The sequence below is a fragment of the Leyella stercorea genome (assembly GCF_019052365.1).
In the GTDB taxonomy this organism is placed as follows: Bacteria; Bacteroidota; Bacteroidia; order Bacteroidales; family Bacteroidaceae; genus Prevotella.
In genome coordinates this window covers 1-18453 of sequence record NZ_JAHQUY010000058.1, presented here as the reverse complement: position 1 = coordinate 18453, position 18453 = coordinate 1, and the positions used below count along the sequence as shown (strand labels likewise).

Here is an 18453-nt window from a genome sequence, read left to right as displayed (position 1 = left end):
TTTTATTGCTTATTATCCGCACCCAAAAAGTTGCATTTATAAGTTGAACTCAAGAAAACAAACTCAGAAAAAGATGAAATATAGCCATTGGGTTTTGTTATATTGACAACGCCATCACGATCAAGTATAAGGAACTTATAACCATTTTTGAATTCATTTTTTATTTGCTCCCACTCATTGACTGTTTTTAAATCTACTATTTCCTCTACCAGTTCACACACTATATGAGATATGATATCATGGCACTCTTGGATAATCTGTACATCATTGCTTGGAATCATTATTATTTCTTCTGCTAACAAATCAATATCATGTACGCATTGTCCTGTGAAAACTATTGATTTTATATTAGAATTCTTACACACATTCAATGCTTCTATGATATTCCTTGATTTACATGATGTTGTAAATGCAATAAACACATCTTTCGTTGTACCAATGCCTTCTATTTGCCGAGAGAAAATTCTTTCAAATCCAAAATCATTTCCTATACAAGTTAATAGAGATGCATTGGAACTCAACGATAATGAGGGAAAAGGTGTTCTGCTATTTTTTAAACGCCCCATCATTTCTGAGGAAAAATGTTCTGATTGAGAAGCTGAACCACCATTTCCAGCTGTGATTATTTTTCCTCCGAGTTTTAGGCATTCAGCCAAGATTTGTGCAGATTTTAATATTTTATTTTGAATTCCAACATTTTGAATGATTGTATTCAAAATAGCTCTACGTTGCTCTAACTTTTTATTTATTTTTACTAGTAATTCCATTGGAATCGAAGAAATTAAATAGACATTAGAAATGCATTCGGTATATACGCTGTAACTACAGTTACCAATTCGTCCACAACCACTCCAACTCTTTGCTGTCCCTGCCATCTTGCGACTCTGCCAATCACTCCCTTAAACGCACCATCAATCACCTTTACCAACTGTCCTTTCTCGAACTTTGGCACTTCACCTAATGACACGATGGTATTGTCCGCATCGGCTGCACAGATGATTTTTAGACTTTCCATCTGATAGTTGGGAACTATCAATGGAGTTTTAGCAATTCTACGCCCAATATGGATGTGGCGATAATAAAAACGAAGGAATGGGAGGTTTACGTTGTCGTAAACGAAAGATTTGAGTTGTTCTTCGGTACCGTAGGCGAAGAAGATGTTTGGTAAACGTGACTCGGTAACAACTTTGCGCTTACCTTTTATAAGTTTTACAGTATCTGTAGTAGGATAGAAAGCCGTGACACCTTTGGCTGTCATGTAGTCGTATGCTTTTTTCTCTCTACCATAGGTGGTGCGTAAAGCATACCAATGAGGAATCTCTTCCTCCTTTTGTACTTTAGATTTACTTAATATATGGACACTTCTGGTGGACACCCCTGTTTGTGAACTCTCAGCGGAAACAGTGCTTTGAGCTTCGGGGAGGGCGTTGGAGGTAAGTCCAGCGCAAGGAGGGAATTCACCACCTCCTGGGGTGTGCACATCTTCTGATGTCCATTCATCGACTTTCATATCGGTGCTAACTTTTTTCTAGACAGAAATCCGTTAAATTGCGACAGAAAAAAAGCGTGGAATCGTCCTGTTGTCTATTCCACGAACCGAGGCTCTAGCAATTGCCTATTATTGTCGAACAGACAACGTCAGAGCCCACGCCGATATGAAAATCGCTACCGCAAAGAGACCTATATAACACATTTGACTGCGCCCGAAAGGGTACAATCTATGCTTACAAGGTCTCCACGGGATTGATATAATCACACCCGGGACATCTACCGTTGACCACGTTCAAGACAATAATATTACCGTGAATTTGCTAGATTTCGGTCCGTCTTAAACACAGCGTCGATAAACGCCTTCCATTATGTCTGGATTGTCTTCCCACCCAAAGCCCGCTTTCGTATAGATATGTCATGGTTGACTTCACTACACTCAGCACGGCGTAGGCTGCCGACTCGGTTATCATGAAAGAACTCGTCTTACAGCGACAACTGCGGTCTGGCTATACAATCCGAGTGCAAAAATACGAAAATTTATTGAGAAAAGACAAGAAATGACAGGAAATATAAATACCACAATACAAATTTAAGACTATTTAAGTCTAATTGCTTTAATATCTCGGAATTTTTGTATATACAAATGCTGTTCTTATGCAATTTTTGTATGTTATTAGGCCAATATACTTGAAGTGCCGATGAAGTATAACTTCGACAGGTTATGAAGTGCTACTTCGATGGTTGATGAAGTAATATTTCGTTTTTATGGGATGTATAACAGTTGAAGTTCTGTTATTCTTCGCCTTCTGATAGACGGAATGTGTCTGCCTCTCCATCTACAAAAGTCAAGGTAATCTTTTTCGATGTTATGCAATCCTCGTTCTATCTTCTGTAGTAGTCGGCTCTTGGGAAATCTTTTGTTCCCTAATATTTTATAGGGTCCGACATTGTAGGCAAGTACGGCAAGGAGTAGTGAGTCCTTTCCATACTTGCGGAACATAGCACATAACTTGGTGAGGTCGGAGCGTAACAGGGAATCGGCTTGCTGATAAGTAAGGTTCTTCTTGAACTTCTCATGTGGCAATATTCGATGCCCCCATCCGATATAGGGATAGTTGCGCTTGATGTCGTGCCACCCCTCATAATACTTGATGCACCGCACGGCTCGCTCAAAGGGTGGCAAAGCAAAGATGCCCAAGTCGGTTTGGCTTGGGCTATCGTTTATAGGTGTTTTGTTCTGTGCCACGATGCTCTGGCACAGAAACAAGAGCATTAGGGTAATATATGTTCTTATCTTTTTCGCCATGGATGTTGTTTTTGTTTTACTTTTGGAGTGTCATTGGCTTGTCACTTGGCATTCTTCTTGTTGAATATCTCTGCTATCATGGCTTTCACGTCCTCGCCAACTTGCACGAAGTTCTTATAGAGGATGCGCTCACGCTCATCACGGCTCTTAAAGGTGTAGAACTTGGGCAGTGGCATATACTCGCTTTCTTCTTTCTTGATGTCTGCCATATTAAAGTCGGTCTTGCAATAGAACTTACTGGTTTTGAACTCGTCGCTTTCCTGTATGTTCATACTGCCATTCATGCCGGTCTTGGTTGCCACAAAGTCCCTTGCCGTCTGACCGCAGATCCATCCTGTCGGCATGTCCGAGATTTTACTGGCTGGTACAAGACTGTCCATATTCTCATTCAGGTTGATGCTCGTCTTGTCTCTATCGATGGTCACGCCTTTCTTCAGTTGCACCACCTTTCCAAAAATGTCAGAGGATAGCCATTCCAGAGTTTCCTTGCTTCGTGCAGAACCGCTCACCACATTGCCTACGGTGGTGATGATCTTTTGCATGCCCACCTTTCCGTAGTCTGCTTCCAACTGTGGCAGTTCCTGGAATCCCAAGGCTACGCTCACCTTGTTGCTTCGGGCTGTACCTATCAGTCGGTCTATCTTATGGAAGTAGAGTGTAGGCAACTCGTCCACGATGATGCTCACAGGAATGTTCTTGCCTTGCCCTGTGTTCACTCGTGTCACCAGTCGGTTGAGGATTAGGGCATTCAATGCTCCGATGATGCTCTCCATTTCTGGGTCATTGGCTATCAGCAGATAGCTCGGATTCTTCGGGTCACTGACCTTCAGGTCGAAGTCATCGCCGTCCTTGTGGAATATCCAATAGCTTTCCTTGGTGGCAAGACGTGAGGTATAGACACGCAGTGTACCTATCATACCCTCCAACTGCTCCATTGCCTTGTTCTTCAAGGCGGTCTGGAACGGTCCCAATAAGGGTGCTACCTCATTGTCGGTCTCCAGCACATTGAAGATTGTCTGGTAACTTTCGTTCAAAAAACTAAGAATATGAGGCATATCGCTATACTTGCCCAACCAATAGGCTGGCTCCACTTCTTCTCCTGCATGGTTAAACACCTTACCGGTTGGCTTCATCTGCATGGTCTTCGGATCAAGTACTTTTTCTGCTATCAGTATCTTACCATCCTTGTCGTATGGCTCTTTGCCATAGTTGATGAAGAAGTAGATACAGGCGGCGAGGAAGTTGACGGCTGAGGTCTGGAAGAACTGGTCGCTGCCGCCACCGCCTTCCTTCTTTCCTTTTTGCAGTGATTCAAGTAATGTCTCTGCGGTCTCGCTCGCTGCTGCCAAGTTATTGATATACTTCTGCTGTATCGGGTTCACTCGCTTGGAGTATTCCACATCCACGAAGTTGATGATGTTGAACTTGCAGCCTTCTGGCAGTTTCCCCAACTGTTGGTTCTTCTTGTATTGGTAGTACAATTTGGTTGCCAATGTCGGAAACTTGTAATCGTAAACGACCATGGCAAAGCCTTTTGCACTATGCTGTCGAATGAACGGCTCGATGATGGAGAATGTTTTACCGCTACCCGGTGTGCCCACTACCCAGGTGCCACGGAATGGGTTCACGATGTTCACCCATCCCTTGCGGAACTTGCCCTTATAGTAGTAGCGCATGGGTATATTCACGCTGTATTTGTTGTATTCCTCCTTTTGGCACTGCTCAAAACTCTCGTTTTCAAAGTTAAAACGGTCTTTCATCAGTCCTTCCTTCAGGAACTTCGAGATGTTATCCAAGGCAACATGCACCAGCACCGTTCCGATGATGGTTGTCACCATATAGAGAATGGTGTTCAATCTTAGGGTATAGAGACGAGTGTCCATTGCATAGCCGAAGAGCCACACGGACAGTGTCAGCAGTTCCACGCCACTCACCAGTGGGTACAGCACCTGTCTTCGGGCATCAAACTCCAGATGTTTCTTGTTTCTCGTTCCTACACAGGTGATGCACACCAACAGAAATGTCACCACCTTGCTATACACCAGGTTCCCGTCATGGTAGATAAACCACTGCTTGATGCGGTCGTGCAGGTCACACACCACACCACCAAAGCCGTCTATAGCCCTTGGGTCTATGGCATACTCAAAGAACTCCATCAACACGGATATGTAGATGACCGCCCTGAATATCTTGTAAAATCCTTGTAGCTCCTTGCTTTCTTCCATTGGATATGATTGCTATTTTAGAAAAATCGGATTGAATGAGTCTGCCGACAGCACATCGCTATAGTTCACTTTCAATGAGATGGTGCGACCGCTGATTTGGTTCTCCGTCATTTCAATGGTTAATTGCTTGTCATTCGGGAATGTCATTTTCCGAATGACTATCACATTGCGGTAGCCATAGCGGAAACGCTTGGTCTGCTCCAACGTGAAGACAGGATGCAACTCTACCATCTGTGAGTTGGTTGCCTTGGCGGTCTTTTTATCCGTCAGCTTCAATCGTATTTGGTCTATATCAAATGGCACGTCTGTCTTGTTCTCCACCGAGAAGTCCAAGAAGAAATAGTCGCCCGACGAATAGATGTTGTTCAGTCGCATCACCATTTTATGGGCTTTGGTCTTCACATTGTTCACATGGGCTCCCGAACTCCAAATCTGACGAGCATATCGAGCCATATCCGTAGAGGACAATGTGACCGCAGGATTGTTATAGGCATTCTTTTCTATCTGTTGTATCTCCTTATCCGTCACTGCCTCTTGCAATCTTGTTGTATAGAGCAGCGCATACTGGGTACGGTAGCGTTCTGTCACAATGGTCACGATGGCAAGCACTTCACCATCTTCATGCAGTCCCTCCTTGGGCTTCAGTCGTACGGTATTGTTGATGGGTTGGTCTCCTGCTATCTTGTCGGTGGATATATCCACAAAGCGGATGGGTTCGCTTGCCGTAATGACTGTAGTCACCTGCTCGTTCACAGTCAGCTGCTCCATCTCCTGGTAGGTGCAGGGCTGATAGCTCTCTGCACTGGTCTGTTGTGCCATCATTGGAATGGCATTTATTGCACACATTATCAGTGCGCCAATGGTCTTCTTGATATTCATATGGGGGTAATGTTTACTTTGTAGTGTTTAACGTTTACTTGCTCTTGGTACCTTTGCTGTTTATCAAGTACACAAAGGTTCCGTATTTCAACTTTACCTTGTTCTTCTTGATAGCCTTGCCTATGGCATTGCTTGTTTTCTGATAGGCATTCTGCATGGTCTGCATGCCCCATTGTGAAAAACTGCTGCCAGTATTGGTGGTATTCATATCCACATTCCCGGTCACGGCTCCGCTTGCCACATCCTTGCTGGTCTCTCTAAACTGGCTGCTTGGCACATACAAGCCTTCCATGCCGTCTGTGTCATAGAGTGACAGGTTGATTTTCACTATCTCGTCATCCACCAGTACGCTTTTCACCGTGCCTTTCACTCGTTGTGAACTGAAACCGCTCATGGTGGCATACAGGTATGCGCCTTTCTTCACTATCATCTCACCGATTTCCACATCATCTAACAGTCTCAAACGTACACGGCTTCCATCCACGGCTTTCACATTCTCGTCAATGATAGCCTTTATCAGTGTCGGCTCTTTCTCATTCACAGCCAAGGTGTTGAAATAGTCTGATGATGTCTTCACCTTTTTCACCACCTCACTTGGCTTGTCATTCTCGTCTGCTTCCTTTCGGGCATTCTCATTCACCTTGATTTTGCCCTCAATGTTGATACCGCCCTTGGCTGTAGCTGTTATTTCATCGGATGCTGTTGCTGAAGACGATGAGTTCTGTTGCGTGGTTTGCTGTCCCTTCAGCCTTGCTTCGGCAAGTGCCTTGTTCAACTCCGCCAACGCCTCGTTCTCTCTTTGTCGCTCATGGGCTTCTTGCGCTTCTCTCGTTTTCTCCAGTTCAGCTTGCCTCTTGGCTTCAGTATCCAACTGTTGCAGTTCTGCATCCGAATACTTGCTTTGGTATTCTTCTTTTTCTTGTTCATTGTCTCGGTCTATATTCTCCACGGCACTATGGTCTTCTATCTTGCCGTAGGCGTTCAACATGTTCTCATACTTGCCACCAATACCGTCACCGCCCTTGATATGGGCTTGTGGCAGGTTCGGATTCAGATATTCCGTGGTCTGCATATTGGCATCCTTCTTCTCCGCCACCTTGGTATCAAAGAGGTCGAAGATAAAGTAGGATGCACCGAGCAGTGGAAGATAGACAATCGCAGGTAGCATGTACTTGGGTTGTCTGAAATTGATTCTTTCTGTCAGCTTCATCGTTATTTGTCTTTATGAGGATGGCGTGCATCCTCATTGGTCCTTACTATGTTCTTTGCATTCCCCATATTCTGATGGCGAGCCTTTATCAGCGAGTCCTGTCTCTCCGTGGCGGTGCGTCGCTCTCCTTGATAGTGATAAGCTCTTGCCATGCGATAGATGTTGAAACTGAAACTCACACCTACAAAACCGAACACGATGACCAGGAACAGTGTCTTATGCAGGTCGGCAAACCTCTGTACCTTAGCTGCGGCCTTGTCGATTCTGCACATCCTGGCAAACTTTCTTCCGGCTCTCACGTCTCGCTCATAGCGTTCCTTGTATTTGGGATCGTCCTTGTCAGGCATCTTCTCCCCAATGAGCATCTGCTTAAATCCTTTTGTGTTCATCGTTATTTTTTTACCTTTTTACTTCTTTACCCTTTTACCTTTAATAGTTCGACTTTGTCTTCTGGTCAATATCCTTGTTGAGCAAGGTTCGCCAGTTCACTATCAGCAATCCATGTGGGTTGTTGTCAGTTCTCGGCACTCGTTTCAACTGTCCTGCCGTCACCAGTTCACGGGTCAGCACATTGGTTCTACGCTCGATGCGCTGTCTGCCGTAGTAGGTGAACTCCATCTTCTCCTTGTTGAACTTGATACTGTCACAGAAGATGCTGAACACGGCACTCGTTCCCATGATGTTGGAATAGAAACCCTTTTCTTTCAGCGTATTGTACTGCGCCAATCCTGTCTCATCTACCAGATACATGGCTTTCTCCATCGTGTATTTGATGTACTTGTCATCGGGTGCCAATGTGAAGAAATAGTGATGGAACATCTCGATATGGCTCTTTGCTTCCACATCCAGTGTCTCATCCATCGTTGTGCGCTGTACCAGAATCGGTACATTGCCGTCCAACACATAGATTTTGTTCTGTGCATCCACCACCATATTTTTCGCCGTCCAGATGCTACTGATACTTATCAGCACGCATCCAACCAGAAACAGGCTACAGATGATAGTCACCAACTTCACCTTATTCTCTAAATTCTTGATTACCATTGCTATAATATTTTTTACCTTTTTCACTCTTTTACTTTTTTACCTTTATCAGTGCATCACATGGGCAAGTGTCCCCTGTGCCGACATTTTGGCTTGCTGTGCCACACCCTCACCGAAGTTTCTGGTAGAGAATGCGGTATCGCCCTCTGGTATCATCCATGCCGCAAGGTCTGGAACCAAGTTCAGACACTTCAAAGCCACGATACTTGCTGCCATCAGATACCCTGCCGAGAAGAACGAGTTCTGCAAATATGCCGCCATCGTCTGCTCACTGGCGGTGATAGCCGTCAGGTTCTCCACCTGTATGCAGAGCACGATGTCGAAGAGCAATAGCACGTAGAAGCCCACGAAGTAGAGCATGGCTCCATAGAAATGCACGGTTAGATACCTTGTCAGCCACTTTGCCCAACTGCTTTCCCATTTCGGCAATAGCGAGAATGCCCATTGTATCGGTCCGAATATCGTCAGCATTCCCAGTAGTATCTGTTGACAATAGATGGTGCTCCACCAACCGATACGAAACACGATCAATGCTATCAGCATCACAATCTTGTCGATGTTCACTACGGCTCCTGCAGTCAGTGAGGTAAACCACAGCTTGGCTGCGTCCTTTTCCATATTGGTCACTTCATCTACACCTGTCTGCTCCATGGTCGATTCCACCAGATTCGGGTCTGTTGTTCCCTTATGGGCAATGTCTGCCTGGGCTTGTACGTTGGTGTACATCGTGTCTCTGGTGTAGATGAGCTGCTGAACTTCCGTAAACTTGTCCTCTATCTGTGTGGCTTCCGCCTCATATAGGTCATGGGTATAACTTCCAATGGAGTTTGGTATGTAACTCAGAAAGTCCAGTACGCACCAATTGCTGCCACTGTTCGTCATGCCTGTATCGGCAGGTGGGTACCACCAACAGAGGATGATGCTTATCACCAATGGCTTGAATAGTTTCATCACATCCAGTGGCTCATGCTTCACCATCATCTTGTAGGCCATGTTCGCTGCCACCACGATAGAGAAGAGGGCGGCTAATGCCATACACATCTGGACGACCCACCAAAAAGGTCCGTTTGAGCCTGTAAAAGTAGCGTCGCACAGAAACTCGTTGGTCTGGAAAATCACGTCATCAATTTCTTCTTCCAAGATGTTGATGCCGAAGTCGGATAATATGCTACTGTTGTCTGCCATAACTCCTTATCTGTTTATTTTCAAATCATTGTCATCCTCATTCGAGCCGTTATTACTGCCAGAAGATGTGTTGTTTCTCACTGCCATTCCTGCCTCTCGCCATTTGCTGGATGCACTGCTGATGATACTTCGTTTGTTGGCGGTCTGGTAGTTACCGTTTGCTGTCAACAATTCCTTGGTCTTGCTGGCATTCGACATCTGCACCAGTTGCTTCACAAGTGTCTCGTTCTGTTTTGCCACATCTGCATAAATCTGTAGGTACATCTTCTTACGCTTGGCATTGGGCATATAGGCATCCTTGGTGGCTTTGATGGCTGTCTCATAGACATGATAGCATTCTGTCCAGCGTTGGTTGTCACCGATGGATCCGCCTACAGGCAGGATGCGGTCGATGTTGCTCTTGAAGGCATTCATCTTGCTGTTGATTTTGCTTCCTTCCACTTTCCAGGCGAGGTCAATCTGACGGTCTGCCATATTCAACGCCTCAATCTCTGCTCTTTTGGTCAGGGCAGAGTCGATGGCTTCGGCATATTCCACTTGATTGTAAGCTCCGATTCCTGCCGTGGTACGAAAACCGAGTTTGTTCTTACTCGCAGCCGATTTCTTGTAACTGCTGTGCAGTAACTGATAGTACAATTCTGGTGACAGACTTCCGCTACCGATTTCCATTACCGTTATCTGGTTCTTTTTCGAACTGTCATGATTGTATGTCACATAACTCTGGGCATTGCCTGTCATGGCTATGCCCAATAATAGTAATATAGCTCCTGCCTTTGTTTTCTTTCTATCCATGTCTATACATTATTATATAAGGGTTACTAACTCTCACTATTTGCTAACAAATGAATTCTTCATACTTCACTCTTCACTTAACTAATATCCGAGTTTACCTGCCACTCTCCACCGACCGAAGGCATCTTCCAGTATTTGCTGCTTGCTTTTGGTTCGGTAAACCTTTTCTTTCCAATAGCCGATGCGCACTTGGATATATCGCCACGACTCAAAGTAGCTTTTGTTCAGATGCTTCTCTATATTGTCAAGCGAGGTGTTGATGCTTTCCAATACCACAAGAAGGTCTGCCGTGGAACACGCTGCCGCTCCTGTGGCATACAGCACCAAGTCGCTCACGCTTTTGTAGAGATATTCGCCTTCATTTGCGATATTCTCTATGGCTCGTCGGTTAATACCTATCAGTATGGTATCGGCAAGCGAGATGCGCTTTCGTTTGATGACTTTTTGGTTGTAGTCATCCAACAGCTTCTTATAGTCCGATATTCTGTCGCTCACACCCTCGTAGGTGGAGTACACGTTCAGACTGGTTCGTAAACTTTGATATAGCACATCTATCACATCAAATGCCCTGGTGTACTTGTCAAGGTCAACGTTCAGTTCCTTGTATGCCTTGATCTCGTCCTTACTGTAACTGTGCAATAGTTTATTGCTGTATTCCAACGTGCTTCGTGCAAGCAACAGACTCCGCTGTTTCTTGTGGTCATTGATGTAGGCTTCCACGCTGGCAACATCAAATCCCCATTGGGCGAATGTTTTAGAGGGGAGGGCGAGGAGCAAGATTGCTACCAGCAATGTTCTCACAATATCCATTCGTCGCTTCTTGTTCACTGGCCCTGCAACCCTCTCCGCTGCATCAGCCTTGTATTCTTTTCTATTACTCATTTTCATTGTCTTCATCATTAAACTTGCCGTGATAGTCATCTGAGTGTTTGGTGTCGGCAGCTTTTCTCAACCAACGTTTCTTGCATTTCTCCACCAGTGTCAACCGTCGTCCTTCGTCAGCATTGATATGTGGAGCGATGTCCATCAGCACGTCGATGATGTTGCGCTTGTAGTGCATCATCTTCTCCAACGATACCAAGTCTGCGTATATCTTGGTGATTCTGCTGTCCACCTCTCTGGCTATCTCTAACCTATCGCTCGACCATAGCAGATGAAAGGTATCATCGGGGTTATTGTCATCGGCAGGTGCGCTCTTAGCATATTCGGTGGTTATCTTGCACGATGGATATTCCTGTGCGATTTCCGAGATGCGCTTGTTCACTTCGTCTGCCTTTTCCTGCTCGGTCTTGCTTGGGTCAAGCGTTATCACATCCACTACCGAGGTGTTGGTGTATTCCGATGTCAGCTCCCAACTGATCTGCAGGATGGCTCTGTGTATCTTGATGCCCAAGAAATATTTCGGCTTTCGGGCAATCTTCAATGTTGCCTTGAAGGTGATGATGCCGTTGATGTTGGGCATGGTGGCTTTTCGAATGTAAGTATAGCCGCTCCATGTTCCTTCCCCTTGCCAAGTCAGGTTGTAGGCGCTCTTGCAGTCGTTCATAATGGCTGGTATGCGATAGTAGTCATCCGTCGCCACGTCATTGTCCTTTCCTGCCTCTGCCTTGGCTTCCTCTATTTTCCTTTGTTTCTGTTGCCATGTGGCAAGTTCTTTGTTCAGTTGTTCGATGGAAGCCATGTTCTTGTTGTATTGCTCCCGATACTTGGCTGCATCTTCCACACTTGCATTGGCGATTTGCTTGACAAGTGATTTGTTCTCCGCTTCCAACTGATTGATTTGCGATTGCAAAGAGGTTATCTTGGCATTGGCTTCCTGCTCCTGCTTATACAAATCTGAGAGGTCAAGGTTGTTCTCTGTCACAGATGTTGTCATGGCGCATTTCTTGCTGTGGTCATTCAGCGAACCGCCACAACTCTTGCATTTGTATTGTGTGGTGCCTTGCCCCAACTGCACACCGTCGCTGCATGTCACACTAATGGTCACGCTCTCGCATCCCTTCAGTTTGGCGGCATCGGTTGCCTGATAGTAGTTGCGTGCATCACTGCCTATATAATAGGTATAGCCTTCCTCGTTGTCATTCCATTCGCTCAACCGGGCTTGCAGTTGTGCCTTGAAGGTGTTCAAGTCCATCGAATAGGAGTCAAAGACTGCCTCATACACTTCTTCTGTCTTGTTCCAACTCTTGTACACCTGTATCTCGTAGGCGTATGCCTTCTGTTTCTGTCCTTTTTTCTTGCTACTGATGATGTAGCTGTTCAACCAATAGCTGATACTGTAGGTAAAGCCATCATTCTGGTTGTTGAGCTGTTGCACCCTTGTTCTTGACCATCCTGCATGATTCTCCGAGTTTTGCAGGATAGCTTCCTTTTGGCTATTGTTGGGATAGAAGTTGGCATCCTTGGTGTTGATTCTGTACCAGTGGTCGCCTTTCAAGATGCTGTTGTCATCGGTGGGCGGTACATAGTCGCACAATTTCTCTCGTCCTTGGTCTCGTCGGGCGATATACCATCTTTGCGTGTAGTAGTTTCCTGCCGTCTCATCCAGATAGTCCGTCATCCATGAGGTGAGGTTATAGTTGGCAAGAGAGAAAAGTCCTGCCACGTTGTCCTTGCCTCCAATCATTCCCAAGAGGGTGTTGCCTACGCTCTTGTCGAGACTTTTGAACAGCGAGGAATAGTTATCCACAATGTCGATGGCTGCACTGAGCTTGCCTTGGAAGAGGTCGTTGAACTGGCTGCTCTGCAACAGGGCATTGCCGATATTGTTCATTCCTGCTCCTGCAAGGTTGGCTCCTGCCTTATACAGATTGTCGATGTCGGCTTTCAGATTGTCCACTGTAAAATTGCCTGGCACCTTCGACAAATCGTCCAACATCTTCTTCCAATCCACGTTGCCAATCTCTGAAAGTTTCAGTATGGCAGCTATCTCCTGGTTGATTTGTAGAAAGGCGATGTCCGAGAATGTGAGGGTGCTGTTTGTTACCACACTCTCAAACTGCATGCACAGGTTCTTGGTGTCGTCACATATCTTCATCAGATAGGTTCCCCAATACAGGGCAGTCTGTGGACTTTTCAGCATCATTCCTGCCACCGTCCATATCTTCGGCATGATTTTGCCCGACACCATGTTGTAGATACGGCGGTAATAGTAGTTCTCTGTGCTACTGTTCCAGATGCCCAACTCCGTCATTGCCTTGCGCTCCAGAAACTTGGAGGTGTAGATACCGGCACTAGCCACTTCTGCTGCATTATAGTGCTTCAAGATGTTCTGCACCTGCTCGTTATAGTATGCCTCTGCCACGGCTTCCGTTCCGTATGCAGCTGCCATAGCAGCCACCGTCTGCTTGTCATAGTTCACGCTGTAGTACTGTGCGTCAGCCTTTGCCAACACACAGACTATCAGCATTATGATGGATAGAAGTCGTTTCATCTTTGATTACTTTTTATTTTTGTTCCCTAAATTCAGTACTTTCCCTGCCTGATTTACCTTTTGAGCAAAGGCGAGGCTCTTGCTGATACCACTTGCATCCCAATCCCTGCAATAGGCTTCGATAGCTTGTTGGTGGTTGCATTTCAACTCTCGCTTGTATAGCTTTAATGCTTCCTTCTCCGCTCGTTCCGTGGTGTAGGTCATATAGCACTCATGCGGTTCTTCCACACCATACACATTGCTGGTCTGTCCTCGCCTGATAAAGACCTCACGGAAGAAACTGCGTCCTTCCTTATTCTCCAAACGGTTAATGGTGAAGATTTTCTTGCAGTCCACATCGGTCAAACCGAGTATAGCCTTGATGGTGTCAAAGCGTTCCTTGAACTTGCTCTGGTCGAGCAGCATCACCACATCCGAGTTGTTGATGATGGCTTCCTTCACTATCTCGCTGCCGATGATGTCCTGTATCTCCTGTGTCACCACACCCACGCTTGCCCAGAATTTTCTGGCGGTCTTATACAGATATTTTATGTATTCCGCCATCATGGGCGAGGCGATGGCTTTCCATGCCTCCTCGATGATGAGCATCTTTCGGTTCTTTTTGATGCGCATCTTCTGCAGGAACACGTCCATGATGATGAGCGTCACCAGTGGAAAAAGCAGTGGATCATCCTTGATACTGTCGATTTCGAAGACGATGAAGGTCTCATCAAACAGACTGCTGTCCATATTCTCATTCAGTGTCACATCGTGGCTGCCTCCTTTATAGAAGTCCTTCAACAGATAGTTGTAGGATGACAGGTCTATGCCATGCAGACCGTTCTCCTCGCATATCTTCGGCAGTCGCTCAGTACTGAACTCATAGAAAGTGTTGAAACAGAGGTAGCTCACTCTCTTGGTGGTGAAATAGGCATCGTAATACTCGTTGATGACTTGTTCTATCAGTCTGTCTTCGGTCTTGATCACTGTGCCTTGACTTCCTTTCCATATCAGCATCACCAGGTTCTTCAGGAATCCCAACTTCTCGATGTTCCATTCCTCTCTCTTGATTTTGAAAGGGTTCATCGTGATAGGATGTTCTTCTGTGTAGGATATGTATTTGCCTCCAAAGTATTCACATAGTCCCTCATATGAGTTTCCTGTATCTACCAGCACGATGTCGGTGTCCTGCTCATGGGCTTGGCGCACCATCGAGTTGACATAAAAGCTCTTGCCGCTTCCCGAAGGACCGAGGACAAAGAAGTTGCTGTTGTCGGTCAGTTTGTTTCGCCCTTCTTTTCCTGATATGTCGATGGCTACTGGCACTCCTTGGCGGTCGGTATAATAGACCTTGAAGGGTGTGTCCTCGCTATGCACAATCTTTTCTTTGTACATCAGGCAGGTGGCAGCATCGCCCAACGTCATAAATCTGTCATAGTCGTCATTCATCCCATAGCAGTTGCCGGGGAATGAGTTGACGAACAGTTCCAACTGGTTATAGGCTCGTTTCGAGATATGGATGCCCATCCTGCCAAAGGCATTCTCCAGATGGTTGGTACACTTCTGTATGTCCGTATCTGGCTTCACCGTCACGATCAGATTATAGTGGGTATATACCAGCTGCTTGTTTTCTCTCGCTATCACCTCCTGCACTCGCTTGATGTCCTCTACGGCTATCAGATTGCTTGGGTTCGGCATGCTGGCATGGCGGTTCTTCTTTTTGTCGAGCAGGGCAAGCTCACGCTTCTGATTCGGCACAAAGATGATTTGGTTATACACCACACTCTCCACTCCTGGTATGCTGTCCACCAAGGCTACCAGATCCACTGGCATGCTGGTGTTGTTCACCTCGATATTGGTGAATGGTCGTATTTGTGTCGGCAAGTTGGCGCAATCCACATCTACAAGACTATATACCTTACAGCGTCTGTCACCCATACCTATCATCTCGTCATCCACCTTGAATCCTGTCATGCTCACCATCTTGTCCCGGAAGTTCATGGCAAAGAAACGGTCAACATACAGACTTGCTTCTTGTTTGTTCAGAAACTCTGACTTGATACCGGCATCCTTCAGCTGGTCTTGCACCTTTCTGATTTTCACTAAGAAATCTCGCCATTTCTTGTTGTCGAAAGACATCAGACGGCTTTTCTTGTTTTCCTGCGTAATAGTCAGATAGGTCATGCTGTCCGTATATTCTCTTCCGTTGAAATAGCGGAAGTAGGATCCTGACAGGAACTCATGGCCTTTGTCACTCTCATCCTTGAACTGTTTTCTGGTAAAAATGTCCTGCTTGTGCAGGGCATAGCCTTCACCCAGAGTCTGTGCGATGGCAGCAAACAGATTGGTGAACTCATAATAGCTGTCTATATTGGCAGAATACTTCTGCACAGGATTCTCCATTTTCAGAATGGCAGAATATTCTCCTGTCTTGGTATAGAGCACACCGATACCATCCGTGTCTTCTACGGAGAAGTAGATGTCCTGAAAGATTTTCTTCCGCTTGCCACCAGTACCAAAGGCATAGACCGATATGGCCATGCCAATGCAGGTTGCCACGAAAAATAAGATTACATATAGTACCATACTCGTTTATTCTTCTGTTTCTTCGGATGATTGATGATTTCCCCTCATACTGGATGATTTGGTGTCATGCTCTTGATAAGAGGTATTGGAGCTTTCTTCGTCATAAAGGGTTGATACACTATCTTTTGCAGTGGAATCCATCCTGCTTGTTGGTGTTTCCACGGTTGCAGGATGTTCTTCTGCATCTCTCGCCCAAGCAGCTCTTGCTTTATCTGCACTCCTCATGGCATCCAATGTGGGTGGCTTGTAGGTCTTATCCTTGCAAGCGGCCAGCAATGTCACTGCCAATGCCGTTATTATAATATTCTTTCCTTTCATGCTCACAACTGTAATTTAGTAGCGAAGATGCAATGTTTTCTGCTGAAACAAATAATGGTAGACCCACACCCTTGGGGGAGAATGAGCCTACCAGTCGTTCACTTTCTACTTGTCATCCACATCTTGGTCATGTCGATACTTTTTTGTTTCACATTTTTATATGCGCTTGCTGTAGGCATAGATAAACACTCCTTGGTCGTTCTTCTTGGTATGCAGTCCCTTCCGTTGCTTGAACATGATGAGACCTGTACCCGTAGTGATTGCCACGACCAGCACGATCAGTCCTGCAATGATACCCATCAGACAGTAGGCGGCAATGAAGCCGATGATGGCTCCTCCTGCCGTGGCTGCTGCCCAATAGATATACCGCCCTTGTATTCCCATGAATTCAAGGGGCTTCTGGAGTCCCTTGAACAGTGGGTAATCGGGGTAGCGGATTTCCTGCTCTTCTCTTGCCATTCTTCACGTCGTTTCTCACTTACTGAATATGCACGGAATAACTCTCACTCGTTAGTTGGTCACACCGAAGAACAATGGCAATGCCTGTGCTGCTGCCACGAGGAAGATACATGCTCCTACAATCATCATGATCTTTTTCTTGACATCCTGCTCCTCGTTGTTCATGGCGATGTAAACGCTGATGGCACCCACTACGGCTACAACACCTGCAATGGCATAGCAGAGTTTGACCACGATAGGCACATACTTGGCAATTTCCTCTGTCACTGTTGTAAGTGCGGTGGTACCTGCCGTGTAGTCACCTGCCGAGTTTTGCGCCATGGCAATGCCACCGCCCACAAGGAGCATCAATGCCAATGTCTTCAAGCGTCCTGAAGAGAGAACGCTCTTGGCGGTCTTCTTCAAATAGTTCGTTGTTTTCTTAAACATTCTTTCTTGTTTTACTTGTTAATGATTCGTTTGGCAACACCTTATTATAATTATATAGAAAAGTGTTGTCGCTTTCACATGATATACTCTTCTGCAGTTGAGTCTTAAATCTGGTAGCCAAAGAATGCCGGGAACAGGATGGATGCACCTATCATAAACAGACAGGCTCCTATCAGCGTCAGTATGGACTTGGTGACTCCATCTTCCCCGGTGTTCATCTTGATATATATCTGCAAAGCGGATATAATCACCATCACGGCAGCGACAGCGTATGTCAGATACAGCACATACAGCATCATCGTCACCACATAATCGTGCATTCCTGCCAGTGCGTCTGCTCCCCAGCTATAGTCCACATTACCGCATTTGGCTGATGCAGACAGGGGGAGCAGCGCAAAGACAAAGGAACTTACTACATTCTTTATGATATGGCTAAATTTCATCCTTGATTGGTATTGTTTTGATGTTTGGTTGTCCTGGCTTTGTCTCGCCTTGTTTCAATAGGCTCTCCGTGAAGTCGTCCTGCCAGAGTCCGTCTATCCATATGGGAGAAGTGGACTCCATCTGCCCATCCATCTTTTCCTGCAACGACTCGGCTGCGTTCTTCGGCTTCTGTTGGTTGACATCATTTCCTTCGTCTTCATCAACATCATCTTCTCTGCCAGAAGAATCCGTTTCTGGAGAATAACCACTCATTCCGTTGTTCTCTGTTCCCATACCATAGCCCTCATCGTATGATGTGCCGTCTTGGAAACTTGTGTCGTATTGCTTGTCGGCAACGCTAAAGCCACCATCGCTTTCATTGACGGCTACTGCGGCTTCCTCTTCCGTTATGTTGCTGATGTCAAACACTTCCTCGTTGCTCTTGGCTTCTTCCTTCTTACCATACAGGTCTCTGGTTATCATCACCGCATAGTAGATAGCGTATGCAATGGTAAGGCTGATGGCGAATATCAAAAATGGACTCATATAATACTTTGTTTTATTGATGATTTATACTCTATGCAGTGGCAAAAGTGCCAGTTGCGAGTGCAAAGTAAAGAGTAAAATCCGACATAAAAGAATTTTGTAAAGTATGGCCATCAAAGTTTAAGATATATTCAAATTATAATCATAT

At 45.7% G+C, this 18453-nt stretch carries 18 protein-coding genes; all 18 read right to left on the bottom strand.

Annotation, left to right across the window (positions count from 1 at the left end; translation table 11 throughout):
- Nucleotides 1–2: 2 nt before the first annotated feature.
- On the bottom strand, nucleotides 3–767 hold the full coding sequence (locus KTQ90_RS10040; RefSeq protein WP_217318302.1) for a D-sedoheptulose-7-phosphate isomerase: 765 nt from the start codon (nucleotides 765–767) through the stop codon (nucleotides 3–5).
- 14 nt (nucleotides 768–781) lie between these two features.
- The gene (locus tag KTQ90_RS10035; RefSeq protein ID WP_217318301.1) at nucleotides 782–1510 is read right to left on the bottom strand and encodes a UpxY family transcription antiterminator; all 729 of its coding nucleotides are present in this window, start codon (nucleotides 1508–1510) and stop codon (nucleotides 782–784) included.
- 744 nt (nucleotides 1511–2254) lie between these two features.
- A complete protein-coding gene (locus tag KTQ90_RS14015) occupies nucleotides 2255–2764 on the bottom strand; it encodes a glycoside hydrolase family protein (protein ID WP_407936615.1) in 510 nt (169 codons plus the stop codon).
- A gap of 74 nt (nucleotides 2765–2838) precedes the next feature.
- The gene (locus KTQ90_RS10030; RefSeq protein ID WP_217318300.1) at nucleotides 2839–5022 is read right to left on the bottom strand and encodes a type IV secretory system conjugative DNA transfer family protein; all 2184 of its coding nucleotides are present in this window, start codon (nucleotides 5020–5022) and stop codon (nucleotides 2839–2841) included.
- Between the two features lie 12 nt (nucleotides 5023–5034).
- Nucleotides 5035–5901 carry a conjugative transposon protein TraN gene (gene traN, locus KTQ90_RS10025; RefSeq protein WP_217318299.1) on the bottom strand — a complete coding sequence of 289 codons (867 nt, stop codon included), beginning with the start codon at nucleotides 5899–5901 and terminating at the stop codon, nucleotides 5035–5037.
- 34 nt (nucleotides 5902–5935) lie between these two features.
- A complete protein-coding gene (gene traM, locus KTQ90_RS10020; RefSeq protein ID WP_217318298.1) occupies nucleotides 5936–7111 on the bottom strand; it encodes a conjugative transposon protein TraM in 1176 nt (391 codons plus the stop codon).
- Nucleotides 7112–7113: 2 nt separating this feature from the next.
- Nucleotides 7114–7500 (bottom strand): hypothetical protein, encoded by a 387-nt coding sequence (locus KTQ90_RS10015; RefSeq protein ID WP_217318297.1) that lies wholly within the window; start codon nucleotides 7498–7500, stop codon nucleotides 7114–7116.
- 40 nt (nucleotides 7501–7540) lie between these two features.
- Nucleotides 7541–8155 (bottom strand): conjugative transposon protein TraK, encoded by a 615-nt coding sequence (gene traK / locus KTQ90_RS10010; RefSeq protein WP_010537146.1) that lies wholly within the window; start codon nucleotides 8153–8155, stop codon nucleotides 7541–7543.
- 48 nt (nucleotides 8156–8203) lie between these two features.
- Complete coding sequence (locus KTQ90_RS10005; RefSeq protein WP_071122653.1) at nucleotides 8204–9340, bottom strand: hypothetical protein; 1137 nt, start codon at nucleotides 9338–9340, stop codon at nucleotides 8204–8206.
- Between the two features lie 6 nt (nucleotides 9341–9346).
- Nucleotides 9347–10132 carry a DUF5045 domain-containing protein gene (locus tag KTQ90_RS10000; RefSeq protein WP_217313253.1) on the bottom strand — a complete coding sequence of 262 codons (786 nt, stop codon included), beginning with the start codon at nucleotides 10130–10132 and terminating at the stop codon, nucleotides 9347–9349.
- Between the two features lie 81 nt (nucleotides 10133–10213).
- Entirely contained in the window at nucleotides 10214–10942 is a 729-nt protein-coding gene (locus KTQ90_RS09995; RefSeq protein WP_254359436.1) for a hypothetical protein, read from the bottom strand.
- A gap of 64 nt (nucleotides 10943–11006) precedes the next feature.
- On the bottom strand, nucleotides 11007–13565 hold the full coding sequence (locus tag KTQ90_RS09990) for a hypothetical protein (protein WP_217318296.1): 2559 nt from the start codon (nucleotides 13563–13565) through the stop codon (nucleotides 11007–11009).
- A 6-nt stretch (nucleotides 13566–13571) separates the two neighbouring features.
- Nucleotides 13572–16130: a TraG family conjugative transposon ATPase gene (locus KTQ90_RS09985; RefSeq protein ID WP_071122656.1), complete on the bottom strand. Its 2559-nt coding sequence runs from the start codon at nucleotides 16128–16130 to the stop codon at nucleotides 13572–13574.
- A gap of 6 nt (nucleotides 16131–16136) precedes the next feature.
- Nucleotides 16137–16448: a hypothetical protein gene (locus KTQ90_RS09980; protein ID WP_071122657.1), complete on the bottom strand. Its 312-nt coding sequence runs from the start codon at nucleotides 16446–16448 to the stop codon at nucleotides 16137–16139.
- 156 nt (nucleotides 16449–16604) lie between these two features.
- A complete protein-coding gene (locus KTQ90_RS09975; protein WP_071122658.1) occupies nucleotides 16605–16907 on the bottom strand; it encodes a DUF4133 domain-containing protein in 303 nt (100 codons plus the stop codon).
- 51 nt (nucleotides 16908–16958) lie between these two features.
- Nucleotides 16959–17336, bottom strand: a complete 378-nt coding sequence (locus tag KTQ90_RS09970) for a DUF4134 domain-containing protein (protein WP_010537138.1) — start codon at nucleotides 17334–17336, stop codon at nucleotides 16959–16961.
- A gap of 104 nt (nucleotides 17337–17440) precedes the next feature.
- Nucleotides 17441–17779, bottom strand: coding sequence for a DUF4134 domain-containing protein (locus KTQ90_RS09965; protein ID WP_010537137.1), 339 nt, complete (start codon nucleotides 17777–17779; stop codon nucleotides 17441–17443).
- The gene (locus KTQ90_RS09960) at nucleotides 17769–18305 is read right to left on the bottom strand and encodes a hypothetical protein (RefSeq protein ID WP_217318295.1); all 537 of its coding nucleotides are present in this window, start codon (nucleotides 18303–18305) and stop codon (nucleotides 17769–17771) included. Before KTQ90_RS09960 ends, KTQ90_RS09965 begins: the two co-directional genes overlap by 11 nt.
- Nucleotides 18306–18453: the final 148 nt, after the last annotated feature.

Bases quoted from the DNA above. Each gene is read 5' to 3' on its own strand.
- KTQ90_RS10040 (WP_217318302.1), bottom strand. From the start codon at position 767: ATGGAATTACTAGTAAAAATAAATAAAAAGTTAGAGCAACGTAGAGCT.
- KTQ90_RS10035 (WP_217318301.1), bottom strand. From the start codon at position 1,510: ATGAAAGTCGATGAATGGACATCAGAAGATGTGCACACCCCAGGAGGT.
- KTQ90_RS14015 (WP_407936615.1), bottom strand. From the start codon at position 2,764: ATGCTCTTGTTTCTGTGCCAGAGCATCGTGGCACAGAACAAAACACCT.
- KTQ90_RS10030 (WP_217318300.1), bottom strand. From the start codon at position 5,022: ATGGAAGAAAGCAAGGAGCTACAAGGATTTTACAAGATATTCAGGGCG.
- traN (WP_217318299.1), bottom strand. From the start codon at position 5,901: ATGAATATCAAGAAGACCATTGGCGCACTGATAATGTGTGCAATAAAT.
- traM (WP_217318298.1), bottom strand. From the start codon at position 7,111: ATGAAGCTGACAGAAAGAATCAATTTCAGACAACCCAAGTACATGCTA.
- KTQ90_RS10015 (WP_217318297.1), bottom strand. From the start codon at position 7,500: ATGAACACAAAAGGATTTAAGCAGATGCTCATTGGGGAGAAGATGCCT.
- traK (WP_010537146.1), bottom strand. From the start codon at position 8,155: ATGGTAATCAAGAATTTAGAGAATAAGGTGAAGTTGGTGACTATCATC.
- KTQ90_RS10005 (WP_071122653.1), bottom strand. From the start codon at position 9,340: ATGGCAGACAACAGTAGCATATTATCCGACTTCGGCATCAACATCTTG.
- KTQ90_RS10000 (WP_217313253.1), bottom strand. From the start codon at position 10,132: ATGGATAGAAAGAAAACAAAGGCAGGAGCTATATTACTATTATTGGGC.
- KTQ90_RS09995 (WP_254359436.1), bottom strand. From the start codon at position 10,942: ATGGATATTGTGAGAACATTGCTGGTAGCAATCTTGCTCCTCGCCCTC.
- KTQ90_RS09990 (WP_217318296.1), bottom strand. From the start codon at position 13,565: ATGAAACGACTTCTATCCATCATAATGCTGATAGTCTGTGTGTTGGCA.
- KTQ90_RS09985 (WP_071122656.1), bottom strand. From the start codon at position 16,130: ATGGTACTATATGTAATCTTATTTTTCGTGGCAACCTGCATTGGCATG.
- KTQ90_RS09980 (WP_071122657.1), bottom strand. From the start codon at position 16,448: ATGAAAGGAAAGAATATTATAATAACGGCATTGGCAGTGACATTGCTG.
- KTQ90_RS09975 (WP_071122658.1), bottom strand. From the start codon at position 16,907: ATGGCAAGAGAAGAGCAGGAAATCCGCTACCCCGATTACCCACTGTTC.
- KTQ90_RS09970 (WP_010537138.1), bottom strand. From the start codon at position 17,336: ATGTTTAAGAAAACAACGAACTATTTGAAGAAGACCGCCAAGAGCGTT.
- KTQ90_RS09965 (WP_010537137.1), bottom strand. From the start codon at position 17,779: ATGAAATTTAGCCATATCATAAAGAATGTAGTAAGTTCCTTTGTCTTT.
- KTQ90_RS09960 (WP_217318295.1), bottom strand. From the start codon at position 18,305: ATGAGTCCATTTTTGATATTCGCCATCAGCCTTACCATTGCATACGCT.